Source organism: Paenibacillus sp. FSL R7-0345 (genome assembly GCF_038595055.1).
Lineage (GTDB): Bacteria > Bacillota > Bacilli > Paenibacillales > Paenibacillaceae > Paenibacillus_AQ.
In genome coordinates, this window is the sequence record NZ_CP152002.1 from 4,704,083 (window position 1) to 4,722,644 (window position 18,562).

Consider the following 18,562-nt stretch of genomic DNA (forward strand, 5'->3'; position numbering starts at 1 on the left):
TTCAGGCAGGCAGCAGCTTCATCACGGTTTCGATAATAATGCTGATGATCGGCACCGCCAGCACCATAATCAGCACCTTGCCGGCCAGCTCGATCTTGGAGGCGATGGACTCCTGCCCGGCATCACGCACAATTTGCGCTCCAAACTCTGCTATATAGGAAATTCCGATGATTTTGAACACCGTTTTGATGTAGATCATTTCCATTCCCGAGGACTCCGCCACCCGCTCCAGCGTCCCAAGGATTGTGCCGATCTTGCCGATCAGGAACAAGAAGATCAGAATGCCCGCTGCCGTAGTCAGCAGAAAGGCGAATATCGGCTTTTGCTCCTTCAGCACGAGGATCAGCACCGTCGACAACAGCCCGATTCCGACTACCTGAATAATTTCCATACCGCCTGCCTACTGAAAAAGAAAAATCGTTTTGATTTCCTGCAGCAGTCCGTCCAGCATCCGGATCACCATAAACAGCACGATGATAAATCCGACGATCGTTACCCAGTGGGCGATATCCTCTTTGCCCATCTGCTTGAGCACCGTATGGATCATGGCAATAATGATGCCGATGCCGGCGATTTGAAAAATCGCGTTGACCTCAATATTCATTCCTGGCACCTCGCTAAAAGATCAAAATGACGATCAGTACTCCAAGCAGCAGACCCAGGCTTTTGCTCATTTTTTCATATTTGCCCTGATCTTCTCTGGCCGCTGTCTCCTCCTGCTTCAATTGCTGCAAAGCCAGCGCAATATGCGTGCTCTGATTCGACCTGTCGCTTGTGCCCAGCGTGCAGCTCAGCTGGCGGAGAATTTCCTTCTCCGCACCCTTCAGGGCGGCAGACCGGAAATGCAGCTCCATCGCCCGCTTAAAAGCCTCCTCGGCACTATGGTCCAGCGGCGGGCTCATCTCATCGGCAGCGGCGGTAAAGAAGGCCTGCAGCGGCCCCTTTGACTGCTGCCCGATCCGGCGCAGCGCTTCCGGCAGCGGAGTGTAGCCGTAGAGAATTTCGGTCTCCAGCCGCTGCAGTGCAGCAATCAGCCCCCTGATGTTCCGCGGCCTGTCTGCATACTGGGCAGCCCGGGTGAACCCGGCCAGCGTACCGGCCAGCACGACCAGCACGGCACCCAGCAGTTTAAGCACGGCGTTCACCGCCTTGCTGCTCTTCCGGCGTAATGAGGAGCAGCCCGCGCTTCTGCCCGTCCAGAATGCGGAAGGTCAGTCCTGCCTCGGTGCGGTGCAGGATGACATACCGCTCGAACATCCGGTGCTCCAGCAGCCCCCCGAGGCCCGGACGCCGGGCCAGCTCGGCCACTTCTTTGCCGTGAGCCGTTGCTACCACGGAGATTCCGGCATGCAGCGCTTCCGTCACCGCCTCGGCATCCTCATGGCGGCCGATTTCATCGGCGACCAGCACCTCGGGCGAGAGGGAGCGGATCATCATCATCATCCCCTCTGCTTTCGGGCAGCCGTCGAGGATGTCGGTGCGCGGTCCGACATCAAAGGCCGGGATGCCGCGGCGGCTGCCGGCGATTTCAGAGCGCTCGTCGACGATGCCGACCTTGAGGCCGGGGCGGCTGCCTTCCGGGCTGCCGGCCGAGATCTGCCTGGCGAGATCACGCAGCAGCGTGGTCTTGCCGTGCTGCGGCGGCGAGAGGATCAGCGTATGCAGGATCCGCTGCCGCCCCCGCTCTACCAGATAGGGCAGCACGCTGTCGGCGATGCCTGGAAGCTCACGGGCAATCCGGACATTGAAGCCGGTAATGTCGCGCAGATGCTCCACACCGCCTCCGCTGAGCACCGTCCGACCGGAAAGGCCGATCCGGTGTCCGCCGGGGATGGTGATGAAGCCCTTGCGCAGCTCCTCTTCCATCGTATAGAGGGAGTGATTGCTGATGAGATCAAGCAGCCGGTGCGTATCCTCCCGGCTTGGCTTGTACGCTTCTGCGGGATGCTGGGTCAGGCTGCCGCTTTCGCAGAGGAAATGGTATCTGCCGGAGTAGTTAATCTCCAGCGGGCGACCTTCCCGGACTCTGATCTCCTCAAGCTTCGCCAGAAGAGGGGCCGGAAGTCCGCTCAATAGCACTCTTACTTTTTCGGGAAACAGGAAAAGCCAGTCGTTAGCCATACAATGTACCCCCAAGCTGTCCTCTACTTTTATAGCTTTATTCCATATTTATGCTTGTACCTGAGCTTTATGCCTATCATCTATCATTTTTTCAGAATCCCGATTAAGAGAAAGGCCACCCCGCAGCCGATCCAGCCCAGCTTGCCCCAGGACAGCTCCTGCGCCATCCCCGTAAGCCCGATAGCCGTCGTCAGAATCAGAATCGTCGGCCCTACCAGAGCCAGTCCTGAATTGACTGCCAGCGCCTTGTCCACCTGGTTCAGCCTCAGCATGATCAGCGCCGCCGTAATCTCTACACTGCCGGACAGCAGCCGTAATATCGCCATCCAGCTTACATACTTGTCCAATCTGTTCAGCTCCTTTTATTCCAAATCTGCTGTTACCCATGGATATGCGCAAGCTGGCCACTTTAGACAAGCGAAAATAGGATCCTCTGCAGCCGGAGTGTGAAAGAAATCATAGAAAAACTATCTATAAAAAAATATCATCAGTGTGATAAAATTATTTTGTTATTTTGTTGCCGGGAAATAGAAGCGTATAACGTTGGATAGACTAAGAAAAAAAGAGGGGAATTTCAGCATGCAAGTTCGTAATCTCGTAGTACCGCTAGTATCAAGCAGTGTAGCCAGGCAGGTTAAAGATGTGGCTGTTATTATTCTTTCAGCTTTTCTGGTAGCAAGCGGCCTCCGGCTGTTTCTTATTCCGCACCAGCTGCTGAGCGGAGGGGTGGCAGGGACGGCTTCCATTATCGGCTATCTTACGAATCCCAAATATATTTCGCTGTACTATTTTGCAATCAACTTTCCGATTCTGCTCTGGGGCTTTGTGGCCGTAGGCAAAAAATATATTTGTCTGAGCATGCTGTCCGTCATAGCGACGACCTGGTTCCTGACTGTCATTCCGGTCATCAAGCTGACCAAGGATCCGATTCTGGCCAGTATTTTCGGCGGGGTGATCATAGCCTGCGGGGTAGGGTTTTCGCTGCGCGCGGGAGGCTCTTCCGGGGGATTTGACATTCTTGGCTCGATTATTACACGCAAACGCGATATTCCGATGGGGACCGTACTGTTCGTGATGGATGGACTGGTGATCCTGAGCCTCGGCTTTTTCAAAAGCTGGGATTCCGCCCTCTATGCAATGCTCTGTATTTTCGTAAAAAGCCGGGTCGTGGATATGATTCATATCCGTCACGTCAAGCTGACCTGCTTCATCGTCACGAAAGAGCGGGAAAAGATGCTGAGCCGGCTCACCCAGCTGCCCCACGGGGTCACTGTAGTCAACGCGGAGGGCGGTTACAGCCATGAGGGCAATACGATGCTGATGACCGTAACGACACGCTATGAGCTGGCCGAGCTGCGCAAGACGATTCTTGAAACCGATCCGAAATCGTTCGTGAACGTGCTGGAGACGGTGGAGATCGTGGGCCGGTTCCGGCGGCTGAGTTAGCTGAATAGTGATTTTATAATCCAATTTAAGGGTTGAGCCGTGACTCCAGAGTAATTTGGACTTCCGGCCGCTGTTGTCTGCAGATTTCTTGATTTGTACAGTTCCAAATTCTCTTACTCCACTCCCCCTTTATGTAAATAAAAATAAACGCCTGCATTCCGCTATAAGTAGTGGTTTGCAGGCTTTTTCTTTTGCCAAATTCCTTTCATAGATATGTAACGGACTCAGATGACGTTATCTCCGTAAATTCCCGCTACTGCGGAAACTAACGGACACCAGGGGCGTTAGTTGCGACCCGAACGGTCATATCCGGGCTTTTCGGCGCAACTAACGTCATCTGTGTCCGTTAGAGCAGGAAATTGCTAGGAAAGTACGCAATAACGCCTCCTGAGTCCGTTACAGCAACCGGCGGCACAGCGCAGCACATTATTGCAGCATATTGACGGATACGCCGTCCTAAAGCGTATGGTATTTTCACCTAAAAAAAGATGCTCCCCCAGCCCTCAGGCTGAAGAAGCATCCCTATTTTAAATACTTATCTGCGGTCCTTAGGTCCGCCTACAAAGGCCTGCTCTTCTGTATCCAGGTTATAGGCAGTGTGCAGCGCCTGAATAATCTGCGGCAGGTTGCCTGATTCAACAACGCAGGAAACCTTGATTTCCGAGGTGCTGACCATCTTGATGCTGACGCCCTGGCTGGAGATTACTTCGAACATCTGTGCAGCTACACCCGGATGGCTGACCATGCCTGCACCGACAATCGATACTTTGACCAGGTTATCTTCCGAGGTTACTTCACGGTAAGGCAGCTCGCTGTGCAGCTCTTCAATCACTTCCTTCGCCCGGTCCAGATCGCCCAGCCCTACTGTAAAGGAAAAATCGGCTGTGCCGTTCTGGACACCGCTCTGTACGATAATATCCACGTCAACGCCTTCAGCAGCCAGCTTGCCGAATACCTGGGCAAGGACGCCCGGCACATCCGGCACTCCCAGAATACTGATCCGTGCCACGTTTTTGTCAAACGCAATCCCGCTTACTACAACTCCCTGTTCCATGCTTGCTTCCTCCTTCACAACAGTACCTTCATTATGATTAAAGCTCGATCTGACGACCAGCTTCACTTGATATCTCTTGGCATATTCTACAGCCCGGGGATGGAGTACCGCTGCGCCCAGATTGGCCAGCTCCAGCATCTCGTCATAGGAGATTTCCTTCAGCTTGCGTGCCTTCTTCACAATACGCGGGTCGGTGGAATAGATGCCGTCCACATCGGTATAAATTTCGCAGACGTCCGCTTTGATTGCAGCTGCCAGTGCTACTGCCGTTGTATCGGAGCCTCCGCGTCCCAGCGTCGTAATCTCGCCGTCCAGCGTCATGCCCTGGAAGCCTGCCACAATAACGATCTGTTCGCGTTCCAGCGACTCCAGCACACGCCGCGGCACAATTTCGTTAATCCGGGCCCGGCCGTGAGTTTCATCTGTACGGAAGCCTGCCTGCCAGCCTGTATATGAGACGGCATTTCTGCCGATCCCGTGCAGGGCGATGGACAGCAGCGCAACAGAGATCTGTTCGCCTGTTGTCATCAGCATATCCATTTCGCGCGCCGGCGGCTGTTCATTCAGCGCCTTTGCCTGATCGATCAGATCATCGGTAGTGTCTCCCATAGCGGATACAACCACAACGCAGCGGTGCCCTTCATCCTGCTTCTCTGCGATGCGCTTAGCGACCCGTTTCATACGTTCAATGTCGCCGACGGAGCTGCCTCCGAATTTCATGACATAAAGTGACAAAGTTCCATTCACTCCCTATTTCGCTCTATGTAGCTCATATTTTGGTTTACCGCTTTAACCCAGTATAATACGAAAATGACATCAAGCGTTAATGGTTTCACAAAAAAATGCGCCCATTTTCTGAATATCCGCAAACTATAGGATATACTTAGAGCCGGGCCCGCATACAGCCATGCGCTTTACAAGGAGGAATATCATGTCGCCGAGAAACGTCCAGAAGGACCTGCAGCTGAGAAAAGAACGCATTGAGCACATACTGGATGCCGCCCTGCAGACCATCGCCAAACGCGGAATAGATTCGACCAATATCAAGGATATTGCCCGGGAGGCCAATCTTAGCGTGGGCAATATTTATAACTATTTTTCCTCCAAGGATGACATTTTCAGCGAGGTGCTGCTGCGCGGGCAGACAGCGTACGGCACGACACTGGAGGATCTGGCTTCGCTTGATGCAGACCCGCGTATCAAGCTGCTTGAGTTCTGCAAAGGCTGGCTGTCCAATGAGAGCAACTGGGCCTTCACTATTATGCTGCAGAGCATCCGTACCAATCAGACCGTTAACCCGGAGATCAGGGCGGCCGCCACACAGCGGTTTACCGGCAATCTGGAGCCGCTGGCGGAGATTATCCGGCAGGGACAGGCCGATGGAACGCTCATTGCCGGAGATTCCCGGCAGCTGGCTTTTTATTTTGTCAGCCTGATCCAGGGCCTCACCCTGCAGCTTGCCCCCGGCTATGAAATCCCCGTCCACATTAACCCTTCCGGCATCGTCGCACTGTTTCTGGCGGCAGATACGCCATTGCCGGAGACGGATCCTCGTACTGCGGCCAAGCTGTTCCGGTTCCATAATAAAAAAATGTTTGACAAGTGAGAAATGTCATTGCTAATATATCGTCATAACAAAACGAATTGATGTTCAGTTTGTTAAAGACCATTATAATAGCGTGACTCTCTTTTTTTTAGCAATAATACCAAGTATTCATGTATGTATTATTAAATTAATGCGAAAGGAATGACTATCATGGCCTCAGAGCTGCTTGTGATCGACGGACTGAGCAAAACCTTCTCCGCCCCCGCGGGTGATGTGATTGCCTTGAACAACATCCGGCTGCAGGTCCGGAAAGGTGAATTTGTAACGATTATCGGCCCCAGCGGATGCGGCAAGAGCACCTTGCTCAAAATCGTCGCCGGGCTGGACACCCGTTACACGGGAACGGTTCTGCTGAACGGCAAGCCGATCGAAGGCCCAAGCATTGAGAAGGGGTTTATCTTTCAGGAGCCGCGGCTGTTCCCCTGGCTGACAGTGGAAAAGAACATCGCAGCCAATCTTTCCCTGAAAAATCCCCAGGTGCGCCAAAGGGTTAATGAGCTGATTGAGCTTGTACGGCTGCAGGGCTTCGAAAAATCCTATCCCCGGGAGCTGTCCGGCGGGATGGCACAGCGTGTATCCATTGCGAGAGCGCTGCTGCGTAACCCCGATGTGCTGCTGCTGGATGAGCCGTTTGGTGCACTGGATGCTTTTACCCGGACCCATATGCAGGAGGTTCTGCTTGATATCTGGCAGCGCAACGGGACGACCATGCTGTTCGTAACCCATGACCTGGACGAAGCCGTATTCCTCGGAGAACGGGTTGTCATTATGAATCCCCGTCCCGGGCATATCCGCAGCGTGCTGCCGGTCGATCTCTCTTTTCCCCGCAAAAGATCGGGCACGGCCTTCCAGGAGATGCGCAGACTGGTGCTGAACGAATTTGAAAAGGTGGAAGAACCGCTCTACGACGTAGGCGGCGGAATATAGCAGGCACTGATTCTATTATAAAAAAGCTACATATCTAAAGGAGCGATAAAAACCATGAAAAAATCGTCACTGATCCTTACAGTGCTGCTCGCTTTGTCCATACTGATTGTCGGCTGCGCCAACAACACTTCAGATGCGGGCAGCCAGGAAGCAGCCTCCAGTGAAGGCGTTACCGTTAAGATCGGCATTCAGGGCAGCGGCGGAGTGTTCGGCAAAGCCCGTGAGGAAAAATGGTTCGAGCAGGAGTTCGAAAAGCTGGGTGCAACCGTGGAATGGATTGAGTTCCAGAGCGGCCCTCCGATGACAGAAGCCATTGCTTCGAATAAGCTCGATATCGCAAGTCTCGGCAACATGCCGATTATCGCGGCCCAGGCGGCGAACATTCCTTTTAAAATCATCTCCCAGGCGCTGGACGGCAAAAATAACGTCGCTGTAATCGTGCCTGCCGGCAGCACTGCCGCCTCACTTGCGGATTTGAAAGGCAAAAAGATCGCAGTTACCAAAGGAAGCAATGCCTATAACTTCCTCTACCGCGGCTTTGAGGAAGCGGGCCTGCCAGACAGCGATTTCGAAATCATCCAGCTGCAGCCTGATGAAACGCAGTCTGCTTTTGAGAACGGCGGCGTTGATGCCTGGGCAACCTGGGATCCTTATATCACTTTGAATACGCTGACCGGTAAGGGAAAAGTGCTGACAGACGGCGAACAGCTCGGCGTACTCTCCCCTTCCTTTACCATTGCACGTACGGCTTTTGCCGACCAGCATCCTGATCTTGTCACGCTTTATCTGAAGGCCGTTAACAAAACGCTGAAATGGGAAACCGAAAACGAAAATGAGGCACTAGAAAGATATGCGGCGGAACGCAGTATTCCTGTTGAGGTGGTTAAAGGGATTTTTGAGCGCTCCCGGATTATTAACATCCCTGTAAGTGATGACATCGTTGCTGAAATGCAGATAACTGCAGACTTCCAGTACAAAATTGAAAATATCAGAAGCGAAATTGAGGTCAAAAAGATTACCGATAACCAGTACATTGAGGCTGCCCTGAAGGAGCCGCTGGAATAACAGGCTTTTATTTATCAGATCATCAGAGAAAAGAGGCGTTCAATCATGCAAGCAAGTGCGGAAAAAGCGCTTGTCCCACCTCTAACCCCCAAAAAGCGCACATTGAAAAGCAGCAGCCTGTCCATTATGACTACCAACCTGCTGCTTGGCCTCCTTGTTCCTGTGGGGCTGCTGATCGCCTGGGAGATTGCCGGGACGCTGGGTTACCTGAACCCCGTCCTGCTCCCGAAGCCCAGCAGCATATGGGCAGAACTGGTTGGTATGACCAGCTCCGGCGAGCTTGCTAAACATCTGGGCATATCAGCCTGGAGAGCCCTGCTCGGCTTCCTGATTGGCGGCGGCCTGGGCCTGGCGGCAGGCATCTGGGTCGGATTTTCCTATAAAACCGAGCGGCTGCTTGATCCGACCCTACAGATGCTGCGGACGCTGCCCCATCTGGCGATTGCCCCGCTGTTTATTCTGTGGTTCGGTTTCGGTGAAACCTCCAAGCTGCTGCTGATTGCCAAAGGCTCTTTTTTCCCGCTGTATGTCAATACATTTCTCGGTATCCGTTCTGTAGACAGCAAGCTGTTTGATGTAGGCAAGGTGCTGCAGTTCAGTAAGTGGCAGATGATCACAAGATTAATCCTTCCTGCCTCGCTGCCTAATATCTTTCTGGGTATCCGGCTGTCGGTCGGTGTAGCCTGGCTCGGACTGGTCGTTGCTGAAATGATGGGCTCCAGCTCGGGGGTGGGTTATCTGATCAATGACGCCAGATCCTTCTCCCTTACGACTGTTGTGTTCGTAGGCATTATCGTATTTGCGGTAGTCGGCAAGCTTTCCGATTTCGTGATCAGGCTGATTGAAGCAAGAATGCTGCGCTGGCAGGACAGCTATAAAGGGGAGGGTGCCAAATGAACAAGCCGCTTGCTGGCAGAACCAGCGAACGTCCGGGAGCCGCTCTCAGCCGTATACCGGCAGCTCTCCACGGGTGGATTGTACCAGTAGTCATTCTCCTGATCTGGCAGCTGGCAGCCGCCCTGCACCTTGTATCAGCTACCCTGCTGCCTGCACCCTCGCAGATCATCAGGCAAGCCTTCCGCCTGCTTGGCAATGGCGAGCTGCTGCAGCATATGGGTATCAGCTTCTACCGGGCGGGTGTGGGCTTTGCGCTTGGCAGCGCGGCCGGACTGCTGCTCGGCCTGTCTACAGGACTCGGCAAGCTGGCTGAGCGTACGCTCGATCCTTCACTCCAGATGCTGCGGATGATTCCTATGCTCTCGCTGGTGCCGCTGTTTATTTTATGGTTCGGTGTAGGCGAGTTTTCGAAGATTCTGATGATCTCGCTCGGGGCGTTTTTCCCTGTATATGTAAATACATTTCTTGGTATCCGGGGTGTTGAGCTCAAGCTGCTTGAGGTCACCGGGATCTACCAGTTCATCAGATGGCAGCTGCTCAGCAGGGTCATTATCCCGTCGGCACTGCCCAATATTCTGCTTGGACTCCGGCTTTCCCTGGGTACAGCATGGCTCGTTCTGGTCGTCGCAGAGATGATGGGAGCCAGCGCAGGCGTCGGTTACATGATTCAGGACGCGCGTGCTTACTCGCAGACGGATATTGTTTTTGTCGGTATTGCGATCTTTGCGATAGTCGGCAAGCTGTCGGATTCGGCTGTACGCCTGCTTGAGAAGCGCTGGCTGCGCTGGCGGGATACGTATAAAGGTTAAGTCTATTACCATATTCTTCAGTAACAGAAAGGGAGATTTATATGAGCGCCAGACAAGGGCAGCTGCATTTAGGGGCATTCATTTATTTTACCGGCCATCACCATTACGGCTGGCGGCGTCCGGACTCCGGAGCGGAAAATATGTTTGATTATAAATTTTACCGGGCAGTTGCCCAGACTGCGGAACGCGGAAAATTCGATATGATGTTTCTGGCGGATCTGCTGTATGTAATGGGCGCCGATCAATCTGCTGCAGGCATGCTGGACCCGTTAACCGTGCTGTCGGCCTTGTCAGCAGATACGGAAAAGCTTGGCCTCACCGCAACCGTATCGACCACCTATAACGAGCCTTATAACGTCGCCCGCAAATTCGCCACATTGGATCACATCAGCGGCGGCCGGGCCGGCTGGAATATCGTTACCTCCCAGCTGGACACTGAAGCCCACAATTTCGGACGCGCCGAGCACCCCGAGCATGGGCTGCGCTACAAGATGGCCCAGGAGTTTGTTGAGGTAGCTACGCGGCTGTGGGACAGCTGGGGAGATGACTCTCTCATTGTTAACCGTGAAGCGGGACAATTTGCCGACCCAGCCAAAATTATAGAGGTAGAGTATAAAGGGCAGTGGTATTCCACAAAAGGCACGCTGAACGTACCCCGGCCGCCGCAGGGCTACCCTGTGCTCATTCAGGCCGGCTCTTCCGAGCCGGGACAGCAGTTCGCCGCCAGCTTCGGCGAGGTGATCTTTACAGCCCAGCAGTCCCTTCAGGAGGCCAAAAAGTTTTATGAGAGCGTTAAATCCAAGCTTGCAGGCGCCGGGCGTGAACGGGACAGCATGAAGATCATGCCGGGCCTCTCCCCTATTCTTGGTGCTACCGAAGAGGAGGCCCAGCGCAAATACAACGAGCTGCAGGAGCTGATTCCGCCGGAAGCCGTGGTCAAGCTGCTGTCAGGTATGCTGAACTTCGACCTGAGTGTCTACCCGGTAAACGAGCCGCTTCCTGAGATTCCGGACCCGGTACAGGCCAGCAACGGCATGAAGAGCAGAGTACAGCTGATTATGGACATGGCCCGGAAGGACAATCTGTCGATCCTGGAGCTGGGGCGCAAGCTGATCGGCGCCAGAGGGCATCTGCAATTCGTCGGAACCTATGAGCAGCTGGCCGACCTGATGCAGCTCTGGTTCGGGGAATACGGCTGTGACGGGTTTAATATCATGCCTCCGGTTCTGCCTGGAGATTTGAATGAATTCGTGGATCATGTCATTCCAATCCTGCAGGCCCGCGGATTGTTCCGTGAAGAATACACGGGAAATACACTCCGGGAGCATCTCGGCCTCGTCCGGCCGCAGCTTCACCATTTCCAGAAAGAATTATCCCACAAATAAAAAAGCCTCACCCGCTGTATAAGCGGATGAGGCTTTTTTATTTGGCTTCTCCTACGCGCGGGAGATGTATTTACCTTCGCGGGTATCAATCAGGAGAACATCGCCTTCATTAATGAACAGCGGAACCTGTACAATATGACCAGTTTCCAGTGTAGCAGCTTTGGTTGCACCCTGCGCAGTGTTACCCTTTACGCCTGGCTCGGTTTCAGTAACCTTCAGCTCAACGCTGGTCGGCAGGTTGATCCCCAGAATCTCCCCCTGGTAGCTTACGATGCTAACCGTCATGTTCTCTCTCAGGAAGTTAAGCTCCCATTCAAGCTGCTTAGCGCTCAGCTCGAACTGGTCATATGTTTCATTATCCATAAATACGTGTTCAGCACCGCTTGCATACAGGTACTGTACTTTGCGGTTTTCGATGATGGCGCGGCCAATCGTTTCACCCGCACGGAAGGTACGCTCAACGGTATTGCCGTTGCGCAGGTTCTTCAGCTTGGAGCGGACAAATGCTGCACCCTTACCCGGTTTTACGTGCTGGAAATCAAGAACGGTAAAGATATCGCCTTCTACCTCTACGGTCAGGCCTGTTTTGAAATCATTAACTGAAATCACTAAAAATCCCTCCTGGATCATTAATCAACTTGGTGAAATGGTGCAGCAAAATCTAAAGTACCAGATAATCCTTTGACGAATGCGTCAGAATCGTAATCCCGCTTTCGGTGATCACAATATCGTCTTCAATCCGCACTCCGCCGAGTCCGGACAGATAAATCCCCGGCTCAACGGTAACCACCATCCCCGGCTCCAGAATCTCGTCCGCCAGCTTGGACAGCCGCGGCCACTCATGAACCTCCATACCAAGGCCATGGCCTGTGCTGTGGCCGAAATACTCGCCGTAGCCGTAACGGGTAATGATATCGCGCGCAAGCGCATCCGCTTCCCGTCCGGTCATACCCGGTTTGATATTCGCCAGCGTGTGAAGCTGTGCTTCCAGCACGACATCATAGATTTCCTTCAGCTTAGGGTCAGGCTTGCCCAGTGCGATCGTACGGGTTACATCCGAGCAGTACCCGTCCAGCAGCGCACCGAAGTCAAAGGTAACAAATTCATTGTTCCCGATTACCTTGCTGCTGGCTACGCCATGCGGCATGGCTGAACGTTCACCTGAAGCAACAATGGTGTCAAACGATGAAGAGGTTGCGCCATGGGTGCGCATGAAGAATTCCATTTCCAGATCCACATCACGCTCGGTCATGCCGGGCTTGATCACATTCAGGATATGGCTGAATGTTGCATCGGCCAGATCAGCCGCGCGCTGCATCACAGCCAGCTCATCCTCATCCTTGAACATACGCAGATTCTCAACTGCCTTGGACACCGGAACCAGCACTGCCGGCTGGAGTGCCTCGGCATAAGCCGTGTACGCACTGAAAGTAACGTCATCCTGTTCAAAGCCGACACGGGCATTTCCGCCCTGTGGAAGCAGCTCCCGTACAGTATCAATGAATTTCGGACCATGCTGTACAACCTTCAGGCCGGTAACCTGCTCAGCCGCCTGGGTCATATACCGGAAGTCAGTCAGCAGATAGCTCTCATCGCCGGTGACCAGTACATACCCTGAAGAGCCGGTGAATCCGCTCAGATAGCGGCGGTTATACCCGCTGGTAATTAACATAGCATCCAATCCCAGATCCTGCAAAACCTTACGCAGCTTGGAGACGCGCTTGTTGCCCATTTTCATTCTCCTCTCGAAATAGCCACATTGTATTTTAACATAGGGTTATGCCCTTGAGAAGTTTTTTCGGACGTTCAGGCCAGCTTTGTCCGCTGTTCGCGTTTTCTTTCATCCGTATATTCGATTGCCGCCGTGTAGCCGATGAATAATCCCCATAGCAAAAAGATGCAAAATTCGCTGACCACAGAGTTCCACGGGAGCTTAAACATCGGCTGCTGCAGGAACGGCCAGGAGCCGGCGATAAAGATTCCTGCCCACCAGATCATACCGTACACCATTCCCGGCCAGGGTCCCTTCAGCTTGCGGAAGAGTAAAACGTAGAGCAGTGAAGCAATTACCGAGAACAGGATAAAAAACAGATATCCGGTCAGCTGTCCGGCAGGCTTCATTAGAAAGGCATGCTGAAAAAACGGCTCGGCCAAAAAACCCGGAATCACTTTTGTAAAATGAAAAACATAGATCAGCCAGCGGATTCCTCCCCAGATGACCCCGGCAAATATGCCCAGCTCGATTGCAAAAAAGAAAGGGTTGGTATGCCCTGAGGACTGCTTGCCCGCCTTACTCATTATATTGCCCCGCTTTCACATGTGAATTGGTGGTGCTGCTTCTCCTGCCCTTTATCCTAGTATGCTCAGGAAAAGCCAATCCAACTAGCAATGTAAGCATAAATTAGTTACAATGGTTTATATCAATCATATTATTATCAGGGAAGGTGAATTGGTTGTCCCAGGAAACTCCCAGTTACGGCGGCCAAGCCGTTATCGAAGGCGTCATGTTCGGCGGCAAGCACATTAACGTAACAGCCGTACGGCGGAAGAATCAGGAAATTACTTTTTTGGAGGTGCCGAAGAGCGATAAGAGCTGGGTCATCAAGCTGCGCAAGATTCCGCTGCTTCGCGGCATTGTCAGTATTATAGATTCCAGCGCCAAAGGCTCGAAGCATTTGAATTATTCAGCAGAATCGTTTGCTGAAGATGAGACAGAGCCGGAGGAAGCGGCCAAGCAGAAGGAAAAAGCCAAGGACAAGAAAAAGGAGGAAGGCTGGAGCCTCGGCATGATTTTTGGTGTTGCGGTTATGGGTATCCTGTCATTCCTGTTCGGCAAGCTGATCTTCACCCTGGTTCCGGTCTTTGTAGAGACTTATCTGTTCGGGGATGCATTTGACAACTACATTCTGCACAACCTGGTGGAAGGTGTCATCAAGCTGATTCTGCTGCTTGTCTACCTGACTGCTATTTCACAGACTCCTGTAATCAAACGGCTCTTCCAGTATCACGGGGCCGAGCACAAGGTTATCAGTGCTTTTGAAGCCGGTGAGGAATTAACCGTCGAGAACGTTCAGAAATACAGCCGCCTGCATTACCGCTGCGGCAGCAGCTTTATGATGCTGACCATCATTCTCGGCGTTGTGATCTACTCTGTTGTTCCCTGGAGCAGCCTTACTGAACGTGTTCTTCAGCGTATTGTTCTGCTGCCGGTTGTCATCGGTGTATCGTTTGAAGTTCTGAAGGGAACCAACGCGGTACGTGACGTTCCATGGCTGAAGTATTTAGGTTATCCCGGTCTGTGGCTCCAATTGCTTACAACCAAGGAACCTAAAGATGATATGGTTGAGGTATCCATCGCCTCCTTTAACCGGATGCGCGAGCTGGACGCAATGATCGAAGCGAAAGGCTATATTGATGAGAGTGTGTCAGGCGGCGTATTGGATCCTGCGAAAGGATGATTGCCCTATGATCAGGCATGCTTTAATTTTTTGGATCAGTATTATACTTGGCGTATACGGACTGGTTCACGGGGTTACGAATTTCGGATTCTGGTGGCTGTTCATGCAGCTGCTTCCGACCTTCATCCTGGTAGGACTGCTGGTGTTCGCTTACAGGCTGGCTATGAAAGGCCCGTCCTACGGCTCCGGCGGTTCAAGACCGAAGGTTAAGCCGTCCCAGAAGACGATGGCTAAGGTCGCGGGAGTCCGCAAAGCCCAGGCCGCCCCCGGCAAACGCAAAAGTTATCCGTTTCAGGTGATCGAAGGCAGCAAAGGCAAAAATGACGACCAAATGCCTAAATATCATTAAATAACACCAAAAAGCATCTCCGTGCTGCTCAGGCAGCCATGCGGGATGCTTTTTTCGTATAGCTATTCAGACTCATTAACTCCTGCTCTAAACCCTGTGCTTATGCGGCCTCCATTCACGGAAAAACGCCTCGCCTGCCTTCATTCCCGCCGCATACAGCTCATCGCTCTCCTCTGCCGTAAGGTGAAACTGGGTCGTCGAGATGCCGAGGGTCGGGATTTTGACCGTGCGCACAAACTTTTCCGTCTCAATGTAACGCTCATCATGCGCCGACAGCATCGTACCTACCATCGCCTGCAGCATCGTGAACGGTCCGGTAATCCGGTGCGGCTGCGGCTCCGTTTTTCCGATCAGCTGGTAGCCGACCGTCGGGGTCCGCCGTTCCGGACTTATAAAGCCATCCTTCTTTTCATCAAACAGCCACAGCGGAAAATTACTGAGCACTCCCCCGTCTACAACATAAACGAACTGTTCTATAAAGGTCTTCCCCTGCGCCGCCCGTCCATTAAGCCGAAGCATGACCGGATCGAAGAAATACGGAATGCTGCAGCTCATCCTCACGGCCTTAGCGACTTCAAAACTGTCCGGGTTAATCCCGTAATCAGGCAGATCGTCAGGCAGAACAATAATCCGGCCGTTGGTGATATCCGAGGCTATTATCGACAGCTTCCCGCGGGGGAGATCACTGAAAGTGACGATGCCTTTATCTAGCAGGATACCGCGCACCCAGTTTTCCAGCGCTTCCCCGGAATACAGCCCCTTCTTGATCATAACCCGCAGGGCCGGGCCGATCAGCGCTGTATTATACAGCATTCCCCGCTTGAGAAAGGAGGTGAACGGGGTCTGCTTGATGATCCGGCTCATATCTTCTCCATCGTAGCCGGCCGCCAGAAAAGAAGCGATGATTGCCCCGGAGGAGGTTCCGGCCACTCTTTTAAATACACCGCCCGCCCGCTCTGTCGCTTCGACCGCTCCGGCCAGTGCTACTCCCTTTACCCCTCCGCCCTCAAAAACTGCATTGATCTCCATACACAGCAAACCCCCGTTCCATAGATCTATTGCTTATCTATGAGCACGGGGGAGGATTCATGACTTCTATGATTTAAAATAAAAGGCCAGTAGGCTTGCGAGCCCGTAGGGGTTACGTACGGCAATATCGTTAGCGCGGAACATAATGCTTCCGGCCACTTCATCGTATTTATCATTGTATTTCAGCTGGTTAATAATCTGCTCACCGCTCTGCCATTCTGCAGTCTGCTTGGTGTCACCTACCTTGTAAGCGGCCTGGCCGATGTACAGCTTGACGCCGGTGCCTTTCACTTCATTTACCCACCAGTCCACAAGCTTGTCGTAGCGGGCCGCCGAGAAGGATAGGCTCCAGTAAATCTGCGGGGCAATATAGTCAATCCAGCCGTTCTTGATCCAGGTAAGGGTATCCGCATACATATCATCATAAGCTGTTACACCAGCGGTAGTGTCCGAGCCGGTACTATCGGTCTTTTTGTTGCGCCAGACCCCGAACGGGCTGACACCATAGGATAGAGCCGGCTTGGCGGTATGAATCTCCTGGCCCAGCTGGCGGATGAATTCATTGATATTGTTCCGCCGCCAGTCCGCCTTGCTGGCAATACCTGCACTGTTATATGCCTTAAAAGCCGCATCATCGGCAAAGGTTACATTCGAGGGATAGAAGTAATCATCCAGGTGTATACCATCGATGTCATAGCCTTTGACCACCTCCATGACCGTGTCGATGATATGCTGGCGCGCCTCCGGAATGCCTGGATTAATATACAGCTTGCTGTCCGCTTTGACGATCCAGTCCGGATGAACCTTGGACACATGATTACCAGCCAGGCCGGCAAGCGTAGCCGCTGCTGTGTCTGTTGTTGCCCGGAACGGGTTGAACCAGGCATGGATCTGCATTCCGCGCTGGTGGGCAGAGCTTACAATGTACTCCAGCGGATCATAGCCGGGAATCTTCCCCTGTGTGCCGGTTAGCACCTTGGACCAGGGGACGATCTGGGAAGAGTACAGGCTGTCTCCTGAGGGACGCACCTGCACAAATACAGCGTTGAAGCCGGTCGCCTGCAGCTTGTCCAGCAGCGTATCAAACTCCTGCTTCTGTTTGGCCGCGTTATTCGAAGATGACGTTGACGGCCAGTCCAGGTTGAACACAGTGGAGATCCAAGCCCCCTTCATCGCCTTCCCTGTATTACCGGGCAATGTCGGTGCAGGGACAGAAGGCACAGAAGGTGTTGGCACCGCCGGAACCGTAGGCGTTGACGGACCCGTAATCTCTGCATTTGAATAAAGGGCGATATGCTTCGCTGCCTGATTCCACACCACCTGGAGGCCGAGCTGCTCACTAACAAAACGGAGCGGTACCATTACCCGGCCTTGTGTAATCTGCACTGAGGTATCCAGACGCACAGACGCTGCATTCACCATTGCCGTCTGTTTGCCGCTGGTCAGCTTCAGCACGGTATCCCCTTTGCTGATCGTCGCTGTCTTGCTGCTCTGGCTCCATTCAACCGCTGCACCAAGCCCCTGGCTGATTACGCCGGCCGGAACCATCGTTACGCCTGAGGCCGTAATATACGGCGGTACATCCGGATTCAGCGTCTCCCCGTCCAGTTCAATCGTGATCTGGACCGCAGCCGCACGGGCACCCGCGGGCCATACCGGCAGAAGCAGCATAAGTACCATTACTCCCAAAAACCATTTTCGGTAATTCATAGTTCCTCCCTGTTGTGAAAATAATAAAAAAACGGCCCTCTCGTCCTTATTTAAGGGAGATGGCCGTTTCTTGCAAAACGGAGAAATACAAGTAAAAGTATAACAGGCTGCTATACTTTCTCATACTTCGTTAAAGGACGTTATCCGTTTTGACGTAAAAAAACTGGAAAGGTTGCGGTATACCATACAGAAACAGACTTTTTATGAATCGCTGACCAGCTCATTGTGAATATCATATAAGGTCTTCACGCGTTCCTCATCACGGCGGAAATACTCCACCAGCGTCTCAATCCGCGTAATCGAATCCCAGCTTAGATGATGCTCGATGCCTTCGACATCCTTATAAATATGCTCCTGCTGCACTCCGATCAGGCCGAGGAACTCCTCCAGCAGCTCATGGCGGTCAACCAGCCGTTTTCCTACTTTTTTACCTTTGCTCGTCAGGACAAGCCCACGATATTTCTCATAGATGAGATATTCGTCCTTATCCAGTTTTTGGATCATCTTGGTTACAGAGGAGGGGTGTACTTCCAAGCCCTCGGCAATATCCGAAACCCGCGCATAACCCTTCTCGTCGATGAGCTTGTAAATGCGCTCCAAATAATCCTCCATGCTGGGTGTTGGCATTCAAGTTTACCTCTTTTCTATAATGAGCGTGGCACGGGGCCAACCTTGCTCTAACAATGATACATGTTTCTGCCGCCCC

The 18,562-nt window shown here is 52.8% G+C and carries 21 protein-coding genes; 9 read left to right on the forward strand and 12 right to left on the reverse strand.

The features are described 5' to 3' along the window. Position 1: 1 nt before the first annotated feature. The 5 genes from spoIIIAD to NST84_RS20420 form a co-directional block, all read right to left on the reverse strand. Positions 2-391 (reverse strand): stage III sporulation protein AD, encoded by a 390-nt coding sequence (spoIIIAD, locus tag NST84_RS20400; RefSeq protein WP_342561985.1) that lies wholly within the window; start codon positions 389-391, stop codon positions 2-4. Between the two features lie 9 nt (positions 392-400). Continuing rightward, positions 401-604, reverse strand: coding sequence for a stage III sporulation protein AC (gene spoIIIAC / locus NST84_RS20405; RefSeq protein WP_020426549.1), 204 nt, complete (start codon positions 602-604; stop codon positions 401-403). 13 nt (positions 605-617) lie between these two features. Next, complete coding sequence (spoIIIAB, locus tag NST84_RS20410; RefSeq protein ID WP_342561986.1) at positions 618-1,136, reverse strand: stage III sporulation protein SpoIIIAB; 519 nt, start codon at positions 1,134-1,136, stop codon at positions 618-620. After that, entirely contained in the window at positions 1,129-2,121 is a 993-nt protein-coding gene (gene spoIIIAA, locus NST84_RS20415) for a stage III sporulation protein AA (RefSeq protein ID WP_342561987.1), read from the reverse strand. Before spoIIIAA ends, spoIIIAB begins: the two co-directional genes overlap by 8 nt. 83 nt (positions 2,122-2,204) lie before the next feature. Further along, entirely contained in the window at positions 2,205-2,447 is a 243-nt protein-coding gene (locus NST84_RS20420) for a YqhV family protein (protein WP_342566480.1), read from the reverse strand. Positions 2,448-2,700: 253 nt separating this feature from the next. Here NST84_RS20420 and NST84_RS20425 point away from each other — a divergent pair, with 253 nt between their 5' ends. Further along, positions 2,701-3,567, forward strand: a complete 867-nt coding sequence (locus NST84_RS20425) for a YitT family protein (protein WP_342561988.1) — start codon at positions 2,701-2,703, stop codon at positions 3,565-3,567. A 535-nt stretch (positions 3,568-4,102) separates the two neighbouring features. Here NST84_RS20425 and NST84_RS20430 read toward each other — a convergent pair. Beyond that, complete coding sequence (locus tag NST84_RS20430; protein WP_342561989.1) at positions 4,103-5,356, reverse strand: aspartate kinase; 1,254 nt, start codon at positions 5,354-5,356, stop codon at positions 4,103-4,105. A gap of 196 nt (positions 5,357-5,552) precedes the next feature. On the opposite strand from NST84_RS20430, the gene NST84_RS20435 reads away from it, so the two are divergent. The 6 genes from NST84_RS20435 to NST84_RS20460 all read left to right on the forward strand — a co-directional run bounded on the left by NST84_RS20435 (position 5,553) and on the right by NST84_RS20460 (position 11,310). Next, positions 5,553-6,227 carry a TetR/AcrR family transcriptional regulator gene (locus NST84_RS20435; protein ID WP_342561990.1) on the forward strand — a complete coding sequence of 225 codons (675 nt, stop codon included), beginning with the start codon at positions 5,553-5,555 and terminating at the stop codon, positions 6,225-6,227. A 150-nt stretch (positions 6,228-6,377) separates the two neighbouring features. Then, positions 6,378-7,154, forward strand: a complete 777-nt coding sequence (locus tag NST84_RS20440; RefSeq protein ID WP_342561991.1) for an ABC transporter ATP-binding protein — start codon at positions 6,378-6,380, stop codon at positions 7,152-7,154. A gap of 54 nt (positions 7,155-7,208) precedes the next feature. Beyond that, positions 7,209-8,219: an aliphatic sulfonate ABC transporter substrate-binding protein gene (locus NST84_RS20445; protein WP_342561992.1), complete on the forward strand. Its 1,011-nt coding sequence runs from the start codon at positions 7,209-7,211 to the stop codon at positions 8,217-8,219. A gap of 45 nt (positions 8,220-8,264) precedes the next feature. After that, complete coding sequence (locus tag NST84_RS20450) at positions 8,265-9,116, forward strand: ABC transporter permease (protein WP_342561993.1); 852 nt, start codon at positions 8,265-8,267, stop codon at positions 9,114-9,116. Next, positions 9,113-9,925: an ABC transporter permease gene (locus tag NST84_RS20455; protein ID WP_342561994.1), complete on the forward strand. Its 813-nt coding sequence runs from the start codon at positions 9,113-9,115 to the stop codon at positions 9,923-9,925. Before NST84_RS20450 ends, NST84_RS20455 begins: the two co-directional genes overlap by 4 nt. Positions 9,926-9,966: 41 nt before the next feature. Continuing rightward, positions 9,967-11,310: an LLM class flavin-dependent oxidoreductase gene (locus NST84_RS20460; protein WP_342561995.1), complete on the forward strand. Its 1,344-nt coding sequence runs from the start codon at positions 9,967-9,969 to the stop codon at positions 11,308-11,310. Positions 11,311-11,361: 51 nt separating this feature from the next. Here the strand turns inward: NST84_RS20460 and efp are convergent, their stop codons facing one another. From efp to NST84_RS20475, 3 genes are all read right to left on the reverse strand, one after another. Next, positions 11,362-11,919 (reverse strand): elongation factor P, encoded by a 558-nt coding sequence (gene efp, locus NST84_RS20465; RefSeq protein WP_342561996.1) that lies wholly within the window; start codon positions 11,917-11,919, stop codon positions 11,362-11,364. A 52-nt stretch (positions 11,920-11,971) separates the two neighbouring features. Further along, complete coding sequence (locus tag NST84_RS20470; RefSeq protein WP_342561997.1) at positions 11,972-13,042, reverse strand: Xaa-Pro peptidase family protein; 1,071 nt, start codon at positions 13,040-13,042, stop codon at positions 11,972-11,974. Positions 13,043-13,116: 74 nt separating this feature from the next. Beyond that, entirely contained in the window at positions 13,117-13,608 is a 492-nt protein-coding gene (locus NST84_RS20475) for a YqhR family membrane protein (RefSeq protein WP_342561998.1), read from the reverse strand. A gap of 155 nt (positions 13,609-13,763) precedes the next feature. Between NST84_RS20475 and NST84_RS20480 the strand changes: the two genes are divergently transcribed. After that, positions 13,764-14,768 carry a DUF1385 domain-containing protein gene (locus NST84_RS20480; RefSeq protein WP_342561999.1) on the forward strand — a complete coding sequence of 335 codons (1,005 nt, stop codon included), beginning with the start codon at positions 13,764-13,766 and terminating at the stop codon, positions 14,766-14,768. Positions 14,769-14,775: 7 nt separating this feature from the next. Further along, on the forward strand, positions 14,776-15,117 hold the full coding sequence (locus tag NST84_RS20485; RefSeq protein WP_342562000.1) for a hypothetical protein: 342 nt from the start codon (positions 14,776-14,778) through the stop codon (positions 15,115-15,117). An 87-nt stretch (positions 15,118-15,204) separates the two neighbouring features. On the opposite strand, the gene NST84_RS20490 is transcribed toward NST84_RS20485, so the two are convergent. From NST84_RS20490 to mntR, 3 genes are all read right to left on the reverse strand, one after another. Then, positions 15,205-16,146 (reverse strand): patatin-like phospholipase family protein, encoded by a 942-nt coding sequence (locus NST84_RS20490; RefSeq protein ID WP_342562001.1) that lies wholly within the window; start codon positions 16,144-16,146, stop codon positions 15,205-15,207. A gap of 66 nt (positions 16,147-16,212) precedes the next feature. Further along, complete coding sequence (locus NST84_RS20495; protein ID WP_342562002.1) at positions 16,213-17,856, reverse strand: family 10 glycosylhydrolase; 1,644 nt, start codon at positions 17,854-17,856, stop codon at positions 16,213-16,215. Positions 17,857-18,057: 201 nt separating this feature from the next. Next, the gene (gene mntR / locus NST84_RS20500) at positions 18,058-18,483 is read right to left on the reverse strand and encodes a transcriptional regulator MntR (protein ID WP_042178642.1); all 426 of its coding nucleotides are present in this window, start codon (positions 18,481-18,483) and stop codon (positions 18,058-18,060) included. Positions 18,484-18,562 lie beyond the last annotated feature (79 nt).

Coding starts and splice junctions, on each gene's coding strand:
- spoIIIAA (WP_342561987.1), bottom strand. CDS start 2,121: ATGGCTAACGACTGGCTTTTCCTGTTTCCCGAAAAAGTAAGAGTGCTA.
- NST84_RS20495 (WP_342562002.1), bottom strand. CDS start 17,856: ATGAATTACCGAAAATGGTTTTTGGGAGTAATGGTACTTATGCTGCTT.
- NST84_RS20425 (WP_342561988.1), top strand. CDS start 2,701: ATGCAAGTTCGTAATCTCGTAGTACCGCTAGTATCAAGCAGTGTAGCC.
- NST84_RS20460 (WP_342561995.1), top strand. CDS start 9,967: ATGAGCGCCAGACAAGGGCAGCTGCATTTAGGGGCATTCATTTATTTT.
- NST84_RS20470 (WP_342561997.1), bottom strand. CDS start 13,042: ATGGGCAACAAGCGCGTCTCCAAGCTGCGTAAGGTTTTGCAGGATCTG.
- spoIIIAC (WP_020426549.1), bottom strand. CDS start 604: ATGAATATTGAGGTCAACGCGATTTTTCAAATCGCCGGCATCGGCATC.
- NST84_RS20455 (WP_342561994.1), top strand. CDS start 9,113: ATGAACAAGCCGCTTGCTGGCAGAACCAGCGAACGTCCGGGAGCCGCT.
- NST84_RS20485 (WP_342562000.1), top strand. CDS start 14,776: ATGATCAGGCATGCTTTAATTTTTTGGATCAGTATTATACTTGGCGTA.
- NST84_RS20435 (WP_342561990.1), top strand. CDS start 5,553: ATGTCGCCGAGAAACGTCCAGAAGGACCTGCAGCTGAGAAAAGAACGC.
- NST84_RS20475 (WP_342561998.1), bottom strand. CDS start 13,608: ATGAGTAAGGCGGGCAAGCAGTCCTCAGGGCATACCAACCCTTTCTTT.
- NST84_RS20420 (WP_342566480.1), bottom strand. CDS start 2,447: ATGGCGATATTACGGCTGCTGTCCGGCAGTGTAGAGATTACGGCGGCG.
- spoIIIAD (WP_342561985.1), bottom strand. CDS start 391: ATGGAAATTATTCAGGTAGTCGGAATCGGGCTGTTGTCGACGGTGCTG.
- NST84_RS20440 (WP_342561991.1), top strand. CDS start 6,378: ATGGCCTCAGAGCTGCTTGTGATCGACGGACTGAGCAAAACCTTCTCC.
- NST84_RS20490 (WP_342562001.1), bottom strand. CDS start 16,146: ATGGAGATCAATGCAGTTTTTGAGGGCGGAGGGGTAAAGGGAGTAGCA.
- mntR (WP_042178642.1), bottom strand. CDS start 18,483: ATGCCAACACCCAGCATGGAGGATTATTTGGAGCGCATTTACAAGCTC.
- NST84_RS20450 (WP_342561993.1), top strand. CDS start 8,265: ATGCAAGCAAGTGCGGAAAAAGCGCTTGTCCCACCTCTAACCCCCAAA.
- NST84_RS20445 (WP_342561992.1), top strand. CDS start 7,209: ATGAAAAAATCGTCACTGATCCTTACAGTGCTGCTCGCTTTGTCCATA.